Below are 19,010 nucleotides of genomic sequence, written 5' to 3'. Positions count from 1 at the left end.
GAAATCGACCATGTGCGGAATCAGCGGACTCTTCGATACCCGGGGGCGGCGCGACTTCGACGGCGCGCTGATGCATCGCATCAACGACTCGCTGCACCACCGCGGGCCCGATGAGGGCTCGATCCATCTGCAGCCGGGGCTGGCCTTCGGCCACCGCCGGCTGTCCATCATCGACATCGCGACCGGCCAGCAGCCGCTGTTCAACGCGGACCATTCGGTGGGCATCGTCTTCAACGGCGAGATCTACAACTACCGCGAGCTGACCGCGGAGCTGACCGCGCTGGGTTACCAGTTCCAGACCAAGAGCGACACCGAGGCCATCGTGCACGCCTGGTCCGCCTGGGGCGAGGACTGCGTGCAGAAGCTGCGCGGCATGTTCGCCTTCGTGGTCTGGGACAAGGCGCGCGACCAGCTCTTCATGGCGCGTGACCGCCTCGGCGTGAAGCCGATGTTCTACGCGCTGCTGGACGACGGCACGCTGGTCTTCGGCTCCGAGCTGAAGGCGCTGCTCGCGCATCCGGCCATGAAGCGCGACATCGTCCCGCAGGCGGTGGAGGAGTACTTCGCGCTGGGTTATGTCGCCGAGCCGCGCACCATCTTCCGTCAGGCGCTGAAGCTGCCGCCAGGCCACACGCTGGTCATCAAGCGTGGCGAGCCGCTGGGCCAGCCGCGCCGCTACTGGGACGTCAACTTCACGACCGACAACAAGATCGACGAAGTCCAGGCGCAGGAAGAACTGACCCGCCGCCTGCGCGAGGCGGTCAAGCTGCGGCTGATCTCCGAAGTGCCGCTGGGCGCCTTCCTGTCGGGCGGCGTGGACTCGAGCGCGGTCGTCGCGATGATGGCCGGCGAGACCAACGGGCCGGTGAAGACCTGCTCGATCGGCTTCGACGACCCGCAGTACAACGAATCCGAATTCGCGCAGATGGTGGCCGACCGCTACCAGACCGAGCACCACGTCGAGACCGTCCAGAGCGACGACTTCGACCTGATCGACACGCTGGCGCGTCTTTACGACGAACCCTATGCCGACAGCTCCGCGATCCCGACCTACCGCGTCTGCCAGCTCGCGCGCAAGCACGTGACGGTGGCGCTGTCGGGCGACGGCGGCGACGAGAGCTTCGGCGGCTACCGCCGCTACAAGCTGCACATGATGGAGGAGCGCATGCGCGCCAGCCTGCCGCTGGGGCTGCGCAAGCCGCTGTTCGGCACGCTGGGCCGGCTCTATCCGAAGGCGGACTGGGCGCCGCGCGTGTTCCGCGCGAAGACCACCTTCCAGGCGCTGGCCCGCAACTCGGTGGAGGCCTACTTCCACACCATGTCCGTGATCCGCGACAACGAGCGCATGCCGCTGTACAGCGCGCGCTTCAAGTCGGAACTCGGCGGCTACAACGCGCGCGACCTGTTCCTGCGGCACGCGGAGCGCGCCAACACCGACGATCCGCTGGCGCTGATCCAGTACATCGACACGCACACCTACCTGGTCGGCGACATCAACACCAAGGTCGACCGCGCGTCGATGGCGCACTCGCTGGAGGTGCGCGAGCCGCTGATGGACCACCCGCTGGTCGAATGGCTGGCGACGCTGCCGTCGCATCTGAAGCTGCGCGGCGGCGAGGGCAAGTACCTGTTCAAGAAGACGCTCGAACCGCATCTGCCCAACGACGTGCTGTACCGGCCCAAGATGGGCTTCGCCGTGCCGCTGTCCCGCTGGTTCCGCGGCCCGCTGCGCCAACGCGTGAGGAACTCGCTGCTGGGCGGCCCGCTGGCCGACTCGGGCATGTTCGATCTCAAGACCGTCGGCCAGATGGTCGAGCAGCACGAGAACGGCAGCCGCGATCACAGCACGCCGCTGTGGACGCTGCTGATGTACGACGCGTTCCTGCGCAACGTGATGGGCGCGACGTCGATGCGAGAGGCCGCGTGAAGATCCTTTATCACCATCGCACCGCATCCAAGGACGGCCAGGCGGTCCACATCGAGGAGATGATCGGCTCGCTGCGCGCGCTCGGCCACGAGGTGCGCGTGGTCGCGCCCGGCGGCGAGTCGGCGCCCGAGGACAAGGCCAAGATGGGCGACGACACCGGCTGGGTGCACCGCCTGCGCGCGAAGCTGCCCAAGTTCGTCTACGAGCTGCTGGAGCTGGCCTACTCGCTGGTGGCCTACCGGCGCCTGGCGGCGGCGGCCCGGGACTTCCAGCCCGACCTGATCTACGAGCGCTACAACCTCTTCCTGCTGAGCGGGCTGATGCTCAAGCGGCGCCTGGGCCTGCCGCTGCTGCTGGAGGTGAACGCGCCGCTGGTCGACGAGCGCGCGAAGTTCGGCGGCCTTGCGTTGCCGCGCGTGGCGCGCTGGGCCGAGGACACCGTCTGGCGCGGTGCCGACGCGGTGCTGCCGGTGACCCAGGTGCTGGGCACGATGGTGAGCGCGCGCGGCGTGCCGCAGGACCGGCTGGTCGTGATCCCCAACGGCATCAACGAGGAACACTTCGACGCGGCGCCGTCGCCCGATGACGCCAAGCGCACGCTCGGCTGGGAGGGCGCGCTGGTGCTGGGCTTCACCGGCTTCGTGCGCGACTGGCACGGCATGGACCGCGTGATCCGCTGGATGGCGACGGACGCGGCGCCCGCGAATGCGCGGCTGCTGCTGGTCGGCGACGGCCCGGCGCGGGCCGATCTGGAGACGCTGGCCGGCGAGCTGAAGCTCGGCGAGCGGGTGCGCTTCACCGGCGTGGTCTCGCGCGACGCGGTGCCGGCCTATGTGGCCGCCTTCGACATCGCGCTGCAGCCGGCGGTGGTCGCGTACGCGTCGCCGCTGAAGCTCTTCGAATACCTGGCGCTGGGCAAGGCCATCGTCGCGCCGAACCAGCCCAACATCGAGGAAGTCCTGGACGACGACCTCAACGCGCTGCTCTTCGATCCGGCGCAGCCCGGCGCGCTGGAAGTGCTGCTGGCGCGCCTGGCGTCCGACGCGGCCCTGCGCCGCCGCCTGGGCGACGGCGCGCGCGCCACGATCGGCCGGATGCAGCTGACCTGGCACGGCAACGCCGCGCGCGTGGTCGCGCTGGGCCGGGCCTTGAAGAGCGGGCAGGGCGCCCGCGAGGCGCAGCAGGCCGCCCATGCGGCCGTCGCGCCGGGCGCCGGCGCGCCCGCGGTCGACGGCGCGCCGGCGGTGCCGTCCCGCGCCGGGGACGCGAAGGCCTGAGCCATGCTGAAGCTGTTGACCTTCTCGACGCTGTACCCGAGCGCGGTGATGCCCAGCCACGGCATCTTCGTGGAGACCCGGCTGCGCCACCTGATCGCCTCGGGTCAGGCCGAGTCGCGCGTCATCGCGCCGGTGCCGTGGTTTCCGCTCCAGGGCGAGCGTTTCGGCGAGTACGGCAAGTTCGCCGCGACGCCGGCGCATGAATCGCGTCACGGCCTGGACATCACGCATCCGCGCTTCGTGCGGCTGCCCAAGGTCGGCATGAGCAGCGCGCCGTACACGCTGGCCTGGACCTTCCTGCGCGCCGCGCGGCGACTGCAGGCGAGCGGCTACGACTTCGACCTGATCGACGCGCACTACTTCTATCCGGACGGCGTCGCCGCGGTGATGGTGGCGAAGGCGCTGGACAAGCCGGTGGTGATCACCGCGCGCGGCACCGACATCAACCTGATCCCCCAGCACGCCTTCCCGCGCAAGCTGATCCTGCGTGCGGCCGACCAGGCCGACGCGATGATCACCGTCTGCGAGGCGCTCAAGGACGAGCTGGTGGCGCTGGGCGCGGACCCCGCGAAGGTCACCGCGCTGCGCAACGGCGTGGACCTGACGCTCTTCCATCCGGCGGGTCGCGACGAGGCCCGCGCCGCGTCGGGCCTCCCCGCGGGTCGCTTCACGCTCGCCTCGGTCGGTCACCTGATCGAGCGCAAGGGCCATGAACTGGTCATCGGCGCGCTGGCCGAGCTGCCCGATGTCGACCTGCTGATCGCCGGCACCGGCCCGGAGGAGGGCGCCCTGCGCCGCCTGGCCGAGTCGCTGGGCGTGACGTCGCGGGTGCGTTTCCTGGGGGCGCTGCCGCAGGCGCGGCTGCGCGAGGTCTATGCCGGCGTCGACGCGCTGGTGCTCGCGTCGAGCCGGGAAGGCTGGGCCAACGTGCTGCTCGAGGCGATGGCCTGCGGCACGCCGGTGGCGGCGTCCCATGTGTGGGGCACCCCCGAGGTCGTGGCCAGCCCCGAGGCCGGCGAGCTGATGCCCGCGCGCACCGCGGCCGGCGTGGCCGAGGCGGTGCGCCGCCTGCGCGCGTCGCCCCGCGACCGCGCGGCGACGCGGCGCTATGCCGAGCGCTTCAGCTGGGATGCGACCACGCAGGGCCAGCTCGACCTGTTCCACCGCATCCTGGCCGCGCGTCGGTCGCCGGAGCTGCGCCATGCGTGACCTGCTGATGCTGGGCCTGTTCCTGGCCCTGATCTACAAGACCTTCAAGGACCCCATGTGGGGCGTGCTGGGCTGGGTCTGGATGGGGGTGATGAACCCGCACCGGCTGGCCTACGGTTTCGCGCACGACGCGCCGTGGTCGATGGTGATCGCGCTGGCGCTGTTCGCGAGCCTGATGTTCCACCGCGACAAGCTGGTGAAGTTCCCCGTCAACGCGGTGACCGTCCTGCTGGCGATCTGGATCCTGTGGATCGGCGTGTCGCCGCTGCTGTTCTCGTTCTATCCGGACAAGGAGATGAACTTCTGGTCGCGGGCGTTCAAGGTGCTGCTGATGGTGCTGGTGTCGCTGCTGGTCGTGAAGCGGCGGCGCGACCTGGACTGGCTGGTGCTGGTGCTGGTGATCTCGATCGGCTACTACGGCATCAAGGGCGGCGTGTTCACGGTGCTGTCGGGCGGCTCGGCGCGGGTGTGGGGGCCGGAGGGCTCGTTCATCGAGGACAACAACTCGCTGGCGCTGGCCACCATCATGACGGTGCCGCTGATCCGCTACCTGCAGCTGCAGGCGACCAAGCCCTGGCAGCGCCACCTGGCGACGGTGTCCATGCTGCTGTGCATGGCCTCGGCGGTGGGCTCGCAGTCGCGCGGCGCCTTCCTGGCGATCGTGACGATGTCCTTCTTCATGTGGCTGAAGAGCCGCAACAAGCTGCCCCTGGCGCTGGTCGTGCTGGTGGCGCTGCCGCTGATCTTCGTCTTCATGCCGGACAGCTGGACCAACCGGATGGAGACCATCAAGACCTACGACCAGGATTCGTCGGCGATGGGGCGCATCAACGCGTGGCAGATGGCCTGGCGCCTGGCGCTGGACCTGTTCCCGTTCGGCGGCGGCTTCACGGTCGCGGGACCGGCGGTGTTCGCCAAGTACGCGCCGGATCCGTCGGTGCCGCTGACGGCGCACAGCATCTACTTCCAGGCGCTGGGGGAGCACGGCTTCTTCGGCCTGGCGATCTTCGTCGGCATCTTCGCGGCGACCTGGCGGCTGGCGGGCGCGACCATCCGGGCGGCCAAGGACATGCCGGACCTGCAGTGGGCGCGGGACCTGTCGGCGATGTGCCAGGTCGGGCTGATCGGCTACGCGACCGGCGGGGCCTTCCTGAGTCTCGTCTACTTCGACCTGCCGTACTACCTGGTGCTGATCGTGGTGGTGGTGAACCGTGTCGTCGCCGCGGAGGTGGCGGGGCGCAAGCAGGCCGCCGTCGCGGCGGGGCAGGCGCCGCGCGACGTGCATTCGCCGTACTGGGGAGGCACCTGATGCTGGCGTCGCTGAGCCTGCTGGGCTGGCCGCGCGGCGAGCCCGCGCTGAGCATCCTGATCTACCACCGCGTGCTGTCCGAACCCGACGCGATGCGGCCGGGCGAGATCGACGCCGCGCGTTTCGAGGCACAGGTGGCCTTCCTGGCCCGGCACTTCACGCTGATGACGGTGACGGACGCGGCGCTCGCGCTGCGCGAGGGCCGTCTGCCGCCACGCGCGGCGTGCATCACCTTCGACGACGGCTACGCGGACAACTGGACGGTGGCGCATCCGATCCTCGCGCGACATGGCGCGCGCGCGACCGTGTTCATCGCGACCGGCTACCTGAACGGCGGCCGCATGTTCAGCGACACGGTGGTCGAGTTCGTGCGACGCGTGCCGGGGCCGGTGCTGGACCTGTCGGCGGTGGACATGGGCGTGCATCCGGTCGCGACGGCCGAGGACCGGCTGAAGGCCGTGTCCGCGCTGCAGGTGCAGCTGAAGTACCTGGCGCCGGACGAGCGCGACGCGCAGCTGGCGCGCATGCTGGCGGCGCGGCCGGTCGGGCCGATGCCGGACGACCTGATGCTCACCGACACGCAGCTGAAGCAGCTGGCCGACGCGGGCCACGAGATCGGCGGCCACACGGTGGACCACACGGTACTGACGACCCTGTCGCCCGACGGCGCCCGCGAGCAGGTGCAGGCAGGGCGAGACCACCTCGCGGCGCTGCTGGGCCGGCCGGTGCGCAGCTTCGCGTATCCGAACGGCCGGCCGGTGCGCGACTACGACGCGGGCCACGCGGCGATGCTGCGGGAACTCGGCTTCGAGGCGGCGGTCAGTACCGCGCCCGGCGTGGCGCTGCCGGGCGCCGACCTGTTCCAGTTGCCGCGCTACACGCCGTGGGGCAACTCCACCGCGATGTTTGCGGCGCGGATGATGCGCAACGCGCGCATGGGTGGCCCCGCGGCGGTCGTCTGAACACGCCCGGCGCCATCGAGTGCCGCCGCAGCTCGCGGCTGTGATTTGCCGCGTGCCGAACGCAAAGTTCCAGGTATGGAACTTCAGTTGTCGGCCGACAAACACCCCCAAAAGATTCCCGCCGGTTCGTGGGCGCGGCGCAACGACTGACCCCGTTTCGTCGCCTCCGCTGAAATTCGACGGGTTCGAACGGGCCAAGAATTTGTGGTCTGGAGGTGATCCATGCTGCAACTGATCCATCGTGTTCTCGACCGCTTTCGCGGTGCCGCCCGTCCCGATACCCGTTTCGGAGTTCTGCCAGATCCGGCGATCTTTCGTCGTCCGGAACTCGCCAGCCGGATGGCGTCCGAGTTGATGTCCTACCACCATGCGTCCGGGCTGTTCCTGACCGCCCCTCGCCGCACCGGAAAGTCGACGTTCATCCGTCATGACCTGAAGCCGGCGCTCGAGCAGGCGTACGGCGCGCTGGTCCTTTACGCGGATCTCTGGGGGAGGCGCAACGAAGATCCGGGAGCAGTGATTGTTGAACTGATCAATCAGGCCGTGCTATCTCACGAGAGTCGTGCGCGGCGCGCGTTCGGTCGCGTCAGCCTCTCGCGTTTCAGGGCGCCAGGGGTCGAATGGGAACTCAAGAAGGAGCGAGGCGAGCGCGAGCCTTCGTTGTGCGAATCGCTGGAACGCTTGTCCGATCGTGCCGGGCAAACCGTGGTGCTGGTGGTCGACGAGGTTCAGCAGACGCAAGCGACCAGTCTGGGCCGCGATGTGCTGTACATGCTCAAGTCGGCCCGCGACGAGTTGAATGGTCGCAGGAAACTCAAGTTCCGCTTCGTCGCAACGGGCTCTCACAATGAGAAGATCCAATGTCTGGTCAGTGACAAGCATCAGGCGTTCTACATGGCGCCCCTGGAGGTGTTGCCGACGCTGTGGGAGGAGAACTACTTCCTGTGGGCCCGCAGCCTTCACGGTCCCCGTTTCACGCCCTCGCTCTCCGCGATGGCGCGGGCTTTCGAGATCTGCCTGCGCCGGCCCGAACCTTTTCATCAGGCCTGTTGCGGGGCCGCGGCGATGGCGCACCTCAGCAGGGAGATGCAGGAGCAAATGCTGCTGTGCCTGGCTCGCGAGCAGATCGAGGCTGAGAAGTGCAAGCTCTACATCCGGCTTCGGCCGTTGAAGCTGCTGGACCAGGCATTGCTTCGATTGTTGGCGGAGGACGGCTTGGAGTTCGGTCCTTATTTCCCCGCTGCGAGGCAGCGTTTGATGGCGATGCTGTCGGTGGTCCCGGACCACTGCGTGCCCGAGATTTCTGAGACGAGCATCGACATGGCGCTGCAGCGGCTTTGCCAGGCGAAGCTGGTGTGGCGCGGTGATGGCCCCTATGCGCTGGAAGAGAGTCAGTTCGCGCAATGGCTTCTGGAGCGAGATCCCGTCATCGTCGCGCCGACGCCGACGAGCCTGCTGCCCCGTGCGCAGGCAGCCGAAGTCGCGTAGCCTGCCGCTGAATTCATGCCGCCGCTGATTCGCAACTTCGGGCGGCTCGGATCGACGAGACTCAGACCCGGTAGTTCGGCCGCCGTCCGCGCAGCCACTGCTCCAGCATCATCAGGATCCACACCATCTCGCCGTAGTACCCGGGGTGTTCCGGCAGCCGCTCCTTGAGCAGGCTCCGGATGAATTCGGGGCGAACGATGCCGCGTGTGGACAGGCTGCCCAACGAATCCTCGGCGAGTGCACGCAGGTTGGCGTCGCGCGTCGCCCAGACGCCGAAGGGCAGGCCGAAGCCCTGCTTCTTCTTGACGATGATCTCGTCGGGCAGGAAGCCGCGCAGCGCCTCCTTGAAGAACCAGCGCAGCTGCAGTCCCTTGAGCTTGTAGTCCGCCGGCAGGCGTTCGGAGAAGGCCAGCAGCTCGTCGTCCAGCATCGGGAACCCGACCGAGGTCCCCGCGAGCCGCGTCGTGCCGACGACCTTGGGCAGGTCGGTGTCGGCCAGCGTGTAGCGCCAGTCGAAGGCCAGCATGCGGTCGACCAGCTTGCCGGTCTTGAGCCCGTTCCACACCTGGCGCTGCTGCTTCTGCGGACCCAGCGGATCCACGCGCCGCAGGAAGTCCGTCTCCAGCACGTCGCCCATGCCCAGCCGCGTCAGCAGGTTGTAGCTCTGCAGCCGGTCCGGCATCGGCACGCGCGCCTGGTCGATGTAGCTCGCGCCCTTCTTCAGCAGCGGCAGCTTGCCGATCGGCGAGCCGAACACCGGCTGCAGCACGAGGTCCCGCAGCGGCCCCGGCACGTTGCCATACCAGGAGAACACCGTCTGCTTCGCATACCGCGTGTTGCCGCCGAAGAGCTCGTCCCCGCCGTCGCCGGCCAGCAGGTGCCGCACGCCGTTGTCGTAGGCGCGGCGGGCGCAGTAGTAGGCCGGCAGCGCCGAGCTGTTGCCGAAGGGCTGGTCGTAATGCGTCGCGACCTTCGCGATCCCGTCGACCAGGTCCTTGGGCGTCACGTAGTACTCGTGGTGCCGGCAGCCGAAGTGCTTGGCCGCGATGCGCGCGAAGGCCATCTCGTCGTAGCCCTCGGCCTCGAAGCCGATCGAGTAGGTGTCCGGCGCCCGTCCCGCGACGCGGCTCAGCATGCCCGCGACCGTCGAGCTGTCCGTGCCGCCGCTCAGGAAGCAGGCGGCGTCCGGCGCGTGCATCGCCCGCTGCACCGAGCGCTGCAGGATCTCCTTGAACTCGACCTTCAGGTCTTCCAGCTTCGGCGCCGGGTCGGCCCGGAAGGTCGGTGTCCAGTACGGCGTCACGCGCAGCTCGCCGCGCTCGAAGATCGCCACATGCCCCGGCGGCAGCCGGAAGATGTTGCGGAACACCGTCCGCGGCGACGGGATCACGTGGAAGTAGAGGTAGTCGAACAGCGCCTGCGGATCGAGGTCGACGTCGTCGCCGGCCAGGTCGTCGGCGCGGGTCGCGAACTGCAGCTCGTGGCCGACGATGCGGTAGCACAGCGGCTCGATGCCGAAGCGGTCCGTCGCCAGCAGCGTGCGCCCGCCGGGCTGACGCCACGCCACCGAGAAGCGCCCGCCGACCTGCGCCAGCGCCGGTGCCGGATCGCTCGCCGACAGCAGCGTCTGCCATGCGGCGTCGCGTTGCGCGGCCGGGGCGTCGGTCGGGAGACTCGGCAGGACCGGCTGGCCCGTGGAAAGGAAAGTGGCGGTGCTCGTCGTCATCGTTGTGTACGGACCGGCGATGCGGCCAAGAGGCAGGAAAAGGGGGAGGTTCGCGGTGAGGAACGCCCCCGCCGGATTCTGGCGTGGAATTGAGTCGCGACGCCTGTCCCCGACCCCACCCACTTGGAGGGCCGTCCTCCGGGGAGGCTTCCGACCATGCCGCACAATCGCGGCCTGCCCGCTGTCGGAGGCGGACCCTGGAGCCGGTTTGCAGATTCACTGGATGCCTCACGCACTGAACCCGGCCTACGCCGGCGTGCGCCTGCGCTGCCTGATGCCGAGCCGCGAACTGCGCCGCTCGGGCCTGTCGTCGCGTGTGCTGGATCCGGCGTCGGATGCGCAGCCGCTGCCCCGCGACGGCGTGCTGGTGGTCCAGGCGAAATGGCTGCTCGACGCGGGCTCGCCCGACGCGCTGCGCGGCCGTGCCCGGCGCCTGGCCGAGGCCCGCGCGCACGGCGTCCGGCTGGTGCTGGACAGCTTCGACAACTACTTCCTCAACGAGTCCGGCGATCCCGCGCGGGCCGCGCTGCTGAGCGCCTACCGCGAGGCGCTCCCGCTGTTCGCGCTGTTCACCGTGTCCTCGCCGGGCCTGAAGCCGCTGCTGGAGGCGGAACTGCCACCCGACCTGCGCGCCGCCGCGCCGGTTCGCGTCGTCGGCGATCCGGTCGAGACGCCCGCCGCCGCGCGTGACTTCGAATCCTGGCCGCATCGCATGCACCCTGGCCGCTGGGGCGGCCACTGGCGCGCCTGGCGCGAAATGCGCGAGCACCGCGCGCAGCGCCGGGTCGCCCGGCAGCTGGTGTGGTTCGGCAATCACGGCAGCGCCTACGCGACCGGCGGCATGGCCGAACTCGAGCCGCTGATCCCGCTGCTGGAGGAGGCCGCGCGATGGCAGCCGCTGCGGCTGACCGTCATCAGCAACTCCGAGCAGCGCTACCGCGAGCTGCTCGGCCGCGCCGCCTTCCCGCACCGCTACCGGCCCTGGGACCGGCTGCACTTCCTGTCGCTGCTCGGCGAGCAGGACCTGGTGCTGCTGCCCACCCGCATGACCGCGTTCACGATGGCCAAGAGCAACAACCGCATGCTGCTGGCCCTGGCCCAGGGCGTGCCGGTGATGGCCGACCCCTTGCCCGACTACCAGCCCTGGCGCGCGCATTGCGCGCTGGACGACTGGGGCCGGCTGGCCGAGCACATCGCCGATCCGGCGCCGCTGGCCGCCCGCGCGCGCGCCGCGATGCCGGCCATCGAGCGCGACTACTCCACGCGCGCCATCGCCGCCCAATGGCGCGAGGCGCTGCAAGCCCCCGTCCCTTGATTGTCCCGATGAACCGCATGACGCCCGATTCCCTCGCCACGCCGGACGGCGCCCCTGCGGACGGACACGCGCCCGCATCGTCGACGCCGGCTTCCTCCGCGGAGCACCCGCTCGCGATCGCCATCGTGCTGCCGCAGTTCCATCCCTTCCGTCAGAACGACGAGTGGTGGGGCAAGGGCTTCACCGAGTGGCGCAACGTCGCCAAGGCCAAGCCGCTGTTCGACGGCCACTACCAGCCGCGCCTGCCGGGCGAGCTGGGCTTCTACGACCTGCGGCTCCCCGAGGCGCGCGCCGCGCAGGCCGAGCTGGCGCGCGAGCACGGCATCGGCGGCTTCTGCTACTACCACTACTGGTTCACCGGCGAGCGCCTGATGGAGCGCCCGATCGAGGAGATCCGCGCCAGCGGCGAACCCGACTTCCCGTACTGCCTGGCCTGGGCCAACGAGAACTGGACCCGCGCCTGGAACGGCAAGGACCGGGAGATGCTGATCGAGCAGCGCTACTCGGACGAGGACGACGAGGCCCACATCCGCACGCTGCTGCCTCACTTCCGTGATCCGCGCTACATCCGCATCGACGGCAAGCCGCTGTTCATCGTCTACAAGGTCGATCACCTCCCCGATCCGCAACGCACGCTGGCGACCTGGCGCCGCATCGCGCGCGAGGAGGGCGTCGGCGAGCTGACGCTGGCGCAGTTCGAGTGGAGCGGCACCGGGTCCGGCGCCGATCCGCGCGCGGTCGGACTGGACCTGTCGATCGAGTTCGCGCCGGACTGGCGGCGCCTGGGCGGCAAGCACTTCACCGGCTGGAAGTCCAGGCTCGCGATGAAGCTGGGGTTCCTGCCCAAGGCCTACGGCCAGCACAACTTCTTCGACTACGACCGCATGGTCGACGGCGTGCTGGCCAAGCCGGCGCCGGACTATCCGTTCCTGCGCTGCGTCAGCCCCGGCTTCGACAACAGCGCGCGACGCTCCTCGGGCGGCGCGACCATCCTGATGAACAACACGCCGCAGCGCTACAAGCGCTGGCTCGAGGCGGCGCTCGCGTGGACGCGCAAGCATCAGCCGCCGCAGCGGCAGGTCGTGTTCATCAACGCGTGGAATGAGTGGGCCGAAGGCAACCACCTCGAGCCCGACGCGGTCCACGGCCGCACGCTGCTGGAAGCGACGCGCGACGCCTTGAATCACAAGGGCTGACCCCAAGGCCAAGGCCCGACATGCTCGGTCGTTCAGGGCCGGCAAGGCGCGAGGTTTCGGCGCTTGACGCCGGGGCCTTGCGCCTTGGCGGCCAAGCGCGCCGACGTTGGCAGTCGAAGGGCCGGGCTGGTCAGCGCCCGATCCGTGCCGCGCACGCCGCCTGATGCCGCGCCACCGAGCCCCGCATCGACGCCAGTGCCTCTTCCGTGCGCCGCAGGTCATCCGCGATGCGCGGCGCGCGTGCGACCGCGGCCAGCCAGTAGTCGCTCATCGAGACCTCGTCGTCGCACTCGTGCAGCACGCCGCGATCGCGCAGCAGCCGGTAGACTGGATACGACGGATAGGTCGTGTCCCAGCCGCCGCGGATGGTGAGCGGCTTGTTCAGCCCCAGCGGTTCCAGCACGTTGTGGTCCACGCCCACATGCGCGACGGTCGCCGCCGCATAGAAGTCGCGCAGCTCGCCGACGGTGTCCAGCACCAGGCACTGCACCTCGCCTGCGAGCGGCGCGTCCTCGATCTGCGAACGCCTTGTGACCCGCAGGCCCGCCTCGCCGAGCTGCGCCAGCAGCGCGCCCATGCGCTCGAGGTTCTCCGGATGGCGCGGTGCCAGGATCAGCAGCGCGTCCGAATGCGTGCGGCGCAGGCGCTCGAACGCGCCCAGCACCTGCTGCTGTTCCTGCAGCTCGGTGACGCAGCCGCCGACCACGATGGGCCGGGCCGATGCGAGCAGGTGGCCGAGCAGGCGTGGACTGCGCGTGGCCTGTTCCACGCCCCAGTCGGCGCGCCGCATCGCGTCGAACTTCATGTTGCCCGTCACCTGCAGCCGCTCGCGCGGCGCGCCGCGCGCCTCGAGCTGCCGCGCGGTCTCGGCGTCCTGCACGCACAGCACGTCGAAGGCCTGGAGGAAGTCGCGCGCCAGCAACCGTCGCTCGATCTGGTCGAGCCGGGCCGGCGGGTCGTAGTGGTACAGCCAGCCGTTGAGCATCAGCGTCGCCGCGTTGTGGCGGCGCGCCTCGCGCAGGAAGGCGTAGGAGAAGCGGCAGGGCGCCTCCGACGGCAGGCAGGGGATCTCCGCCACCGCCAGCATGGCCGGCGGCAGCAGGCGCGCGAGCCGGCTTGCGTCGGCGCTGTGGCCGCGGCTGGTGCAGACCACCGCCTGCGGCAGCCGCGCGAGGTAGGCGTCGCGGTAGTGCGGATGCTCGGTGATCAGCACCGGTCGCAGGTCGGGCCGCTGCGCGATCAGCCATTCGATCATCGGCGCGACCGCGTTGAGTTCGCCGATCGTGGTCACGTAGAACCACAGCGCCGGGCCCGAGGCGTCGGCCGGCGTCAGCGAGAACGCGCCCAGCGTGTTGTTGCCGCGCAGGTCGCTGAGGCGCTCCAGCGCGCGGAACATCGCCCAGCGCAAGGTCTCGCCGGGGCGGACCGGCGCGGGCGTGGCGGGCGCGGCCAGGGACGGTGTCAGCTCAGGCATGGCGGCTCCGCAGATGGGTCAGGGCGCGGCGGACCTCGGTCATCGCCGGATGCCGCAGCAGCGCGGCGCTGGCCAGCCACGCGCCGGCGCCGGCGACCGTGCACAGGGCGATGCGGGGGATCAGCGGCAGGCTCAATTCGTAGGCGATGAATTGCGCCAGCCCGAGGCCGGCGCAGCAGCCCAGCGTCAGCTGCACGCTGACCCAGCTGGGCGCGAACAGCTCGCGCGGCGTGGCCTTCAGCACTTCGGTCAGGTGGCGCGTGTACATCGCGACCTGCACCAGGTTGCCGATGACGAACACCGCCGCCACCGCGTACAGGTTCCAGAAGGCGGCCAGGCCGACGCAGGCCAGATGGGTCGGTCCGTACCAGAGCGCCACCGACAGCCGCCGCCGGATCTGGCCGGTGGCGGCCAGCGCGTTGGGCGCGAGCATCGTCAGCGCGTAGGGCAGGCCCGCCAGCGCGAGCAGGGTGGCCAGCGGCGCGGCGGCGTGCCACTGCGCGCCGAACAGCAGCGCGATGATGTCGCCCGACATCAGCGCCACGCCGGCCATGAAGGGCCACGCAATGCCGGTGAAGATGGCGGTGCCCTTCGCATACGGACCGACCAGGCTGTGCCCGGCGCGATGGTCCGCCGCGAGCGCGGGCGTCGCGACGCGCAGGATGGCCGAGCTCACCGTCTGGCCGAGCAGGTCGATCAGCCCCGTGGCGCGGCTGAACAGTCCCAGCGAGGTGAAGCCGAAGACCTTGCCGATGATCAGCTCATGGCCGTTGCGGGAGCCCGATTCCACCAGCCGCGAGCCGGTGAACATCGCGCCGAAGCGCAACTGGCGGCCCGCGCCGCGCAGGCGCGGCATCAGCAGCGCATCGCGCGGCCGCAGCCAGACGAGGATCGCCACCTGCACCGCGATGCCGGCGACCGGTCCCCAGGCCAGGCTCATCGCGCCATGGCCGCTCCAGGCCAGCGCGATGCTGGTCGCCGAGTTGGCGGCGTTCGCGCAGACCTGCACGATGAAGACCTTGTGGAAGGCCATCTCGCGGTTGAGCAGCGCGAAGGACGGCGACGCCAGCGGCAGCATCACGAAGTTGAGGCTGAGCACCAGCAGCAGGTCCGCCAGCAGCGGCTCGTGGTACCAGTCGGCCAGCAGGAAGCGGCCGCCGAGGATCACCAGCGCGATGCTCCAGGCCATCATCAGCGTGATGGTGAAGGCGCTGCGCAGCTTCTCTCGATCGAGCTCGCGCTCCTGGATGATGTACTCGCTGACGCCGAAGTCCCGCAGGATGGACGCCAGGTTGGTGACCACCGCGCACAGCGAATAGACGCCCACCTGCGTCGGCGTCAGCAGCCGGGCCAGGATCATCGTGGTCGGCACGGTGATCAGCAGGCTCAGGTAGCGCTCGGCGAAGGACCAGGCCAGCGCGCCGCGCACGGACGGGCTCTTGCTCATGCCGGGGCTTCTTCCGTCTTGGGGGCCGCATCCCCGGACGGCGTCGCGTCATCGCCGCGCAGCAGGCGCTTGAGCGCCGGCACCCAGCCCCAGCGGTACAGCGTGGCGTGATAGACCGGCCGCGCGTCCGCGGTCCAGCGGGTGTGCCATTCCATGACCTTGCCGTAGAACTCGATGCGGCGGATCGGACCGCCGGCCGCCGCCGCGTCGAACAGCTGCTGGAACTGCAGCTGGCGCATCAGCGTCGACGGCGACACGGCCTTGTGCGCCTCGTCGTAGGCGGTCTTCAGGATCACGATCTTGCCGCCGGACTCGATGCACAGGTCCATCGCGACGACGGCGTCGTCGAACCAGTACTGGTACAGCCGGACCCGGCCGGCGCGCGCGAAGCCTTCCAGCATCGCGCGATAGAACTCGTACTGCGGATGACCCGGCGCGATCGCCGTGCCCTCGGAGCCCTTCCAGCCGCTGGCCTCGAGGCGTCCGTACTGCGTCAGCGCGGGAGCGACGTCCTCGGGCCGCGTCAGGCATTCCAGCCGCGTGACGGTGCCGGCGGTGTCCAGCTTCTTCTGCTGCTTCTTCAGGTTGGTGCGCAGGTTCTTGCCGCGCGCTTCCCAGTAGGTCTCGAAGTCGCCGGTCAGGTCGACCCAGGCGGTGTCGATGTAGTCCTGGCCGCGCCAGCGCGTGCCGTCGGCGGGGCGCGGGTGGAACAGGCTGTCGATCTGCGTCAGGCCCAGCGCGAGGGCGGGCAGCGGCAGCGCGCGCAGCAGGCCGTCGGCCAGCGGTTCGAGCGCCTCGCCGGCCGGGCTCAACCAGGCGCCCAGCGGCAGCTGCGACGGCTGGAAGGTGGCCCATTGGGCGGTGCCGGCGGGCGTCACGATCGCGGCGGCGCGAGGCGCCTTCGGATCGCCGAGCAGCGCGAGCCGCTCGCGGCCCGTGCCGAAGACGCCCAGCAGCGGCGCGAGGAAAGCGCTCTCCAGGAAGGGCAGGCCGGCGACACGCGCCTGCAGCGCGTCCCACGCGGCGGCATGCGGCGCGAAGGCGGCCGCATCGGGCAGTGCGATCAGGGACCAGCGCAGCGCGCTGGCGGGAGGCGGGGAAGTCGGGGTCGTCGGGGTCATGGTCGCGCCTCGGCGGTAGGCATCTGGGGGGCGCAGGCCTCGTCGAGCACGCGGGCGAGTTCGCCGGTGCGGGACTCGCGCGAGGCCGCGGCGATGGCCGGCGGCGCGGGCAGCGCGGCACGGCCGTGGAACAGGTCGTCGAGGAAGCGGTCGAGCACGGCGGCGACGCCGGGACCGTCTTCCAGCGCCGCGTTGTGCGGCAGGCCGGCGCGGCGCATCAGCTGCGCGGTGTCGCCGGCCGGATCGGCCAGCGTCAGCACGGGCCGGCGCGCGCGCAGGTATTCATAGGCCTTGGCGGGGATCTGGTCGTTGCAGTCGTTCGACTGCAGCAGCAGCAGGCCGTCCGCGCGCAGCATCTCGGCCAGGGCCTCGGCATAGGGAACCGGCGGCGCGATCTCGACCAGATCGGCCACGCCCAGGCGCGACGCGAGCGCGCGGACGAAGTCGTCATGCGCCGTCGCGCGCAGCCGCAGCCGCAGCCGCGAGGCATCGATGCGGCCCTCGGCCTTCGCGGCGGCGAGCGCCTCGAACAGCCGCACCGGGCTGCGCCAGTCCGGATAGATGACGCCGCTGTGCAGCAGCACGCGCGGGCCGGTGCTGCGCGCCACGGTGGTGTCGCCAGCATCGGAGGCGTCGGCGGCCGCGCGTGCGCGTCCTGCGCAGCCTGCAACGGCCAAGGTCTGCTCTGCCTGCCGGAACGCGTCCTCGCTGTAGCCGTTCTCGATCACGCGGATCCGGTCGGCGGCGGCGGGGAAGCGTTTCGCGTAGAGGCGGGCGGCGCCGGGCGTCGTGAAGGTGAAGCGCGCGGCGCGCGCGAAGACCTGGCGCTCCACCGCCGCGAAGCTGCGCCACAGCACCGGATCGGCGGGGTAGCCGTCGTGGGCCATCGGGTCGCGGAAGTCGGCCACCCAGGGCAGGCCGCTGAGCCTGGAGAGCCAATAGCCGACGAGGTGAGCCGTCGGGATCGGATAGGTGCTCCAGATCGCGTCGGGGCGCGTCTCGCGGATCAGCTTCAGGCCGGCCGGGACGGCGCCGAGCAGCCAGCTGTGCCAGCGGTCCGGGCGCGCGAGGAAGCCGGGATAGCGGCCCGCGATCGACAGGTGCCGCGCGGCGTCCAGCGCGAAGGCACGACGCACGACCAGGTCCGCCGGGATCTCCTCGACCAGGTCCGTACCGGTCTGCGCATGCACGCGGGGATGCGCGGTCAGCACGCTCGGCGTCCAGCCCGAGGCGGGCAGCTGCTGCGCGAAGCGCAGCGCGCGCTGCACGCCGCTGGTCCCCGCCATCGGCGGGAACTGGAAGGAGACCATGAGCACGCGCCGCATCGCCGGGCCTTCAGCGCGCGGGCGCGGCGGCGGGGGTGATGAACAGGCGCTCGACCTGCTCGACGATGCGGCGCAGGTCCGCCTCGGTGAGGTCCTGGTGGCAGGCGAGCTGCAGCACGTGGTGCGACCACGACTTGCCGGTATCGCCGGGCAGCGCCGGCACGCCGGGCCACAGGCGGTCCCAGCGCGACACCGGCACGCCGAGCTTGCGCATCTCGGCGTAGCCCGGATCGGGCGTGCGCACCCACAGCGGGAAGACATAGGGCGCACAGTCCGCCGGCAGCGTCGGCAGCAGCGGACGCACGCCGTCGCGCCGGGAGAATGCTTCGGTGAAGAAGGCGTAGTGATGCCGGCGTGCGTCGACGATGCGACGGCGCGGCACGCGCCGCGAGATCCAGCCGCTGGCCTGCGTCAGCGCGCGGTGCGACAGCGGCAGGTCGATCAACGCCATGTTGGCATCGATCTCCTCGGCCTCGTCGAGCTCGCCGTGGCGGCTCGGCTTGGCCTGCGCGCCGGCGGCCGGGCCCTTCACCAGACGGCGCAGGGCGCTCTTGAGCGTGAACGCACCGCGGATCAGCCGGTTCAGGCCGGTCAGGCGGTCGTGCGTGGCGCCCATGTGCAGGATGTCGGCGCCCGCCTTGACCTGCTCGATGCGCGAGGCCGGCGTCAGGGCCGGCATCGTCAGCCCGGGACGGTTGAGCGCGAGGATGCCGCCTTCGGGTGTCGGGAAGAACTTGGTCAGGCTGGCGATGGCGACGTCGCCCCACGCGCCGATCGGCCGCGAGCCGGCGCGTCCGAACATCGCGTGCGCGCAATCCTCGATCAGCGCGATGCCGCGGGCGTCGCACCAGGCCCGCACCGCTTCCATCGGCTGCGGCAGCCCGAAGTAGTGCGGCACCAGCAGCGCCTTCGTCGCGGCCGGCACGTGGGCCGAGAGCCAGTCCAGGCGCGGCGCGCCGTGCTCGTCGATCGGATAGAAGGCCGCGTCCGCACCGAGCGTCTTCACCGGCGAGACCATCGTCGGGCAGTGGTAGGTCGGCAGCAGCACCAGGTCGCCGGGACCGACGTGCAGGCATTCCAGCGCGAGCAGGATCGCGGCGCGGCCGCTGGTGGTCGGCAGGTGGCGCGGATGGTCGAGCAGGCTGTGCTGGTCGACGTGCGCGGCGCCCGCGAAGGTGCGCCAGCCGATGACCGGCAGCCTCGGCGCGGACAGGATGGGCGGCGGGGTCAAGTC

14 protein-coding genes are annotated in these 19,010 nt (G+C 70.6%); 8 read left to right on the top strand and 6 right to left on the bottom strand.

Annotated elements, in window-relative coordinates; translation table 11 throughout:
- Positions 1-10: 10 nt before the first annotated feature.
- The 6 genes from ACQ859_RS22735 (at position 11) to ACQ859_RS22710 (ending at position 8,172) form a co-directional block, all read left to right on the top strand.
- Entirely contained in the window at positions 11-1,927 is a 1,917-nt protein-coding gene (locus tag ACQ859_RS22735) for an XrtA/PEP-CTERM system amidotransferase (protein WP_431262879.1), read from the top strand.
- Complete coding sequence (locus tag ACQ859_RS22730; RefSeq protein ID WP_431262878.1) at positions 1,924-3,204, top strand: glycosyltransferase family 4 protein; 1,281 nt, start codon at positions 1,924-1,926, stop codon at positions 3,202-3,204. Before ACQ859_RS22735 ends, ACQ859_RS22730 begins: the two co-directional genes overlap by 4 nt.
- Positions 3,205-3,210: 6 nt before the next feature.
- Entirely contained in the window at positions 3,211-4,413 is a 1,203-nt protein-coding gene (locus tag ACQ859_RS22725; protein WP_431266630.1) for a glycosyltransferase family 4 protein, read from the top strand.
- Positions 4,406-5,722 carry a putative O-glycosylation ligase, exosortase A system-associated gene (locus ACQ859_RS22720; RefSeq protein WP_431262877.1) on the top strand — a complete coding sequence of 439 codons (1,317 nt, stop codon included), beginning with the start codon at positions 4,406-4,408 and terminating at the stop codon, positions 5,720-5,722. The genes ACQ859_RS22725 and ACQ859_RS22720 overlap by 8 nt, the downstream gene beginning before the upstream one ends.
- Positions 5,722-6,684, top strand: coding sequence for a polysaccharide deacetylase family protein (locus ACQ859_RS22715; protein ID WP_431262876.1), 963 nt, complete (start codon positions 5,722-5,724; stop codon positions 6,682-6,684). Before ACQ859_RS22720 ends, ACQ859_RS22715 begins: the two co-directional genes overlap by 1 nt.
- Before the next feature lie 222 nt (positions 6,685-6,906).
- Positions 6,907-8,172, top strand: a complete 1,266-nt coding sequence (locus ACQ859_RS22710) for an ATP-binding protein (RefSeq protein WP_431262875.1) — start codon at positions 6,907-6,909, stop codon at positions 8,170-8,172.
- Between the two features lie 61 nt (positions 8,173-8,233).
- Here the strand turns inward: ACQ859_RS22710 and ACQ859_RS22705 are convergent, their stop codons facing one another.
- On the bottom strand, positions 8,234-9,898 hold the full coding sequence (locus ACQ859_RS22705; protein ID WP_431262874.1) for an asparagine synthetase B family protein: 1,665 nt from the start codon (positions 9,896-9,898) through the stop codon (positions 8,234-8,236).
- A gap of 223 nt (positions 9,899-10,121) precedes the next feature.
- On the opposite strand from ACQ859_RS22705, the gene ACQ859_RS22700 reads away from it, so the two are divergent.
- Positions 10,122-11,213, top strand: a complete 1,092-nt coding sequence (locus ACQ859_RS22700; RefSeq protein WP_431262873.1) for a hypothetical protein — start codon at positions 10,122-10,124, stop codon at positions 11,211-11,213.
- Positions 11,214-11,230: 17 nt separating this feature from the next.
- Complete coding sequence (locus ACQ859_RS22695; protein WP_431262872.1) at positions 11,231-12,409, top strand: glycosyltransferase WbsX family protein; 1,179 nt, start codon at positions 11,231-11,233, stop codon at positions 12,407-12,409.
- A 130-nt stretch (positions 12,410-12,539) separates the two neighbouring features.
- Here ACQ859_RS22695 and ACQ859_RS22690 read toward each other — a convergent pair whose 3' ends face one another.
- The 5 genes from ACQ859_RS22690 to ACQ859_RS22670 are packed head-to-tail and all read right to left on the bottom strand — an operon-like array spanning position 12,540 to position 19,007.
- Positions 12,540-13,883, bottom strand: a complete 1,344-nt coding sequence (locus ACQ859_RS22690; protein WP_431262871.1) for a 3-deoxy-D-manno-octulosonic acid transferase — start codon at positions 13,881-13,883, stop codon at positions 12,540-12,542.
- A complete protein-coding gene (locus tag ACQ859_RS22685) occupies positions 13,876-15,330 on the bottom strand; it encodes a lipopolysaccharide biosynthesis protein (protein ID WP_431262870.1) in 1,455 nt (484 codons plus the stop codon). The genes ACQ859_RS22690 and ACQ859_RS22685 overlap by 8 nt, the downstream gene beginning before the upstream one ends.
- Positions 15,327-16,451, bottom strand: a complete 1,125-nt coding sequence (locus tag ACQ859_RS22680) for a GNAT family N-acetyltransferase (RefSeq protein WP_431262869.1) — start codon at positions 16,449-16,451, stop codon at positions 15,327-15,329. Before ACQ859_RS22680 ends, ACQ859_RS22685 begins: the two co-directional genes overlap by 4 nt.
- Positions 16,448-17,776 carry a glycosyltransferase gene (locus tag ACQ859_RS22675; RefSeq protein ID WP_431262868.1) on the bottom strand — a complete coding sequence of 443 codons (1,329 nt, stop codon included), beginning with the start codon at positions 17,774-17,776 and terminating at the stop codon, positions 16,448-16,450. Before ACQ859_RS22675 ends, ACQ859_RS22680 begins: the two co-directional genes overlap by 4 nt.
- 10 nt (positions 17,777-17,786) lie before the next feature.
- Positions 17,787-19,007: a DegT/DnrJ/EryC1/StrS family aminotransferase gene (locus tag ACQ859_RS22670; RefSeq protein WP_431262867.1), complete on the bottom strand. Its 1,221-nt coding sequence runs from the start codon at positions 19,005-19,007 to the stop codon at positions 17,787-17,789.
- Positions 19,008-19,010 lie beyond the last annotated feature (3 nt).

This window comes from Roseateles chitinivorans (genome assembly GCF_050632235.1).
Taxonomy (GTDB): domain Bacteria; phylum Pseudomonadota; class Gammaproteobacteria; order Burkholderiales; family Burkholderiaceae_C; genus Roseateles; species Roseateles chitinivorans_A.
The sequence above is the reverse complement of the archived record's forward strand: the minus strand, read 5'-3'. Positions and strand labels throughout refer to the sequence as shown.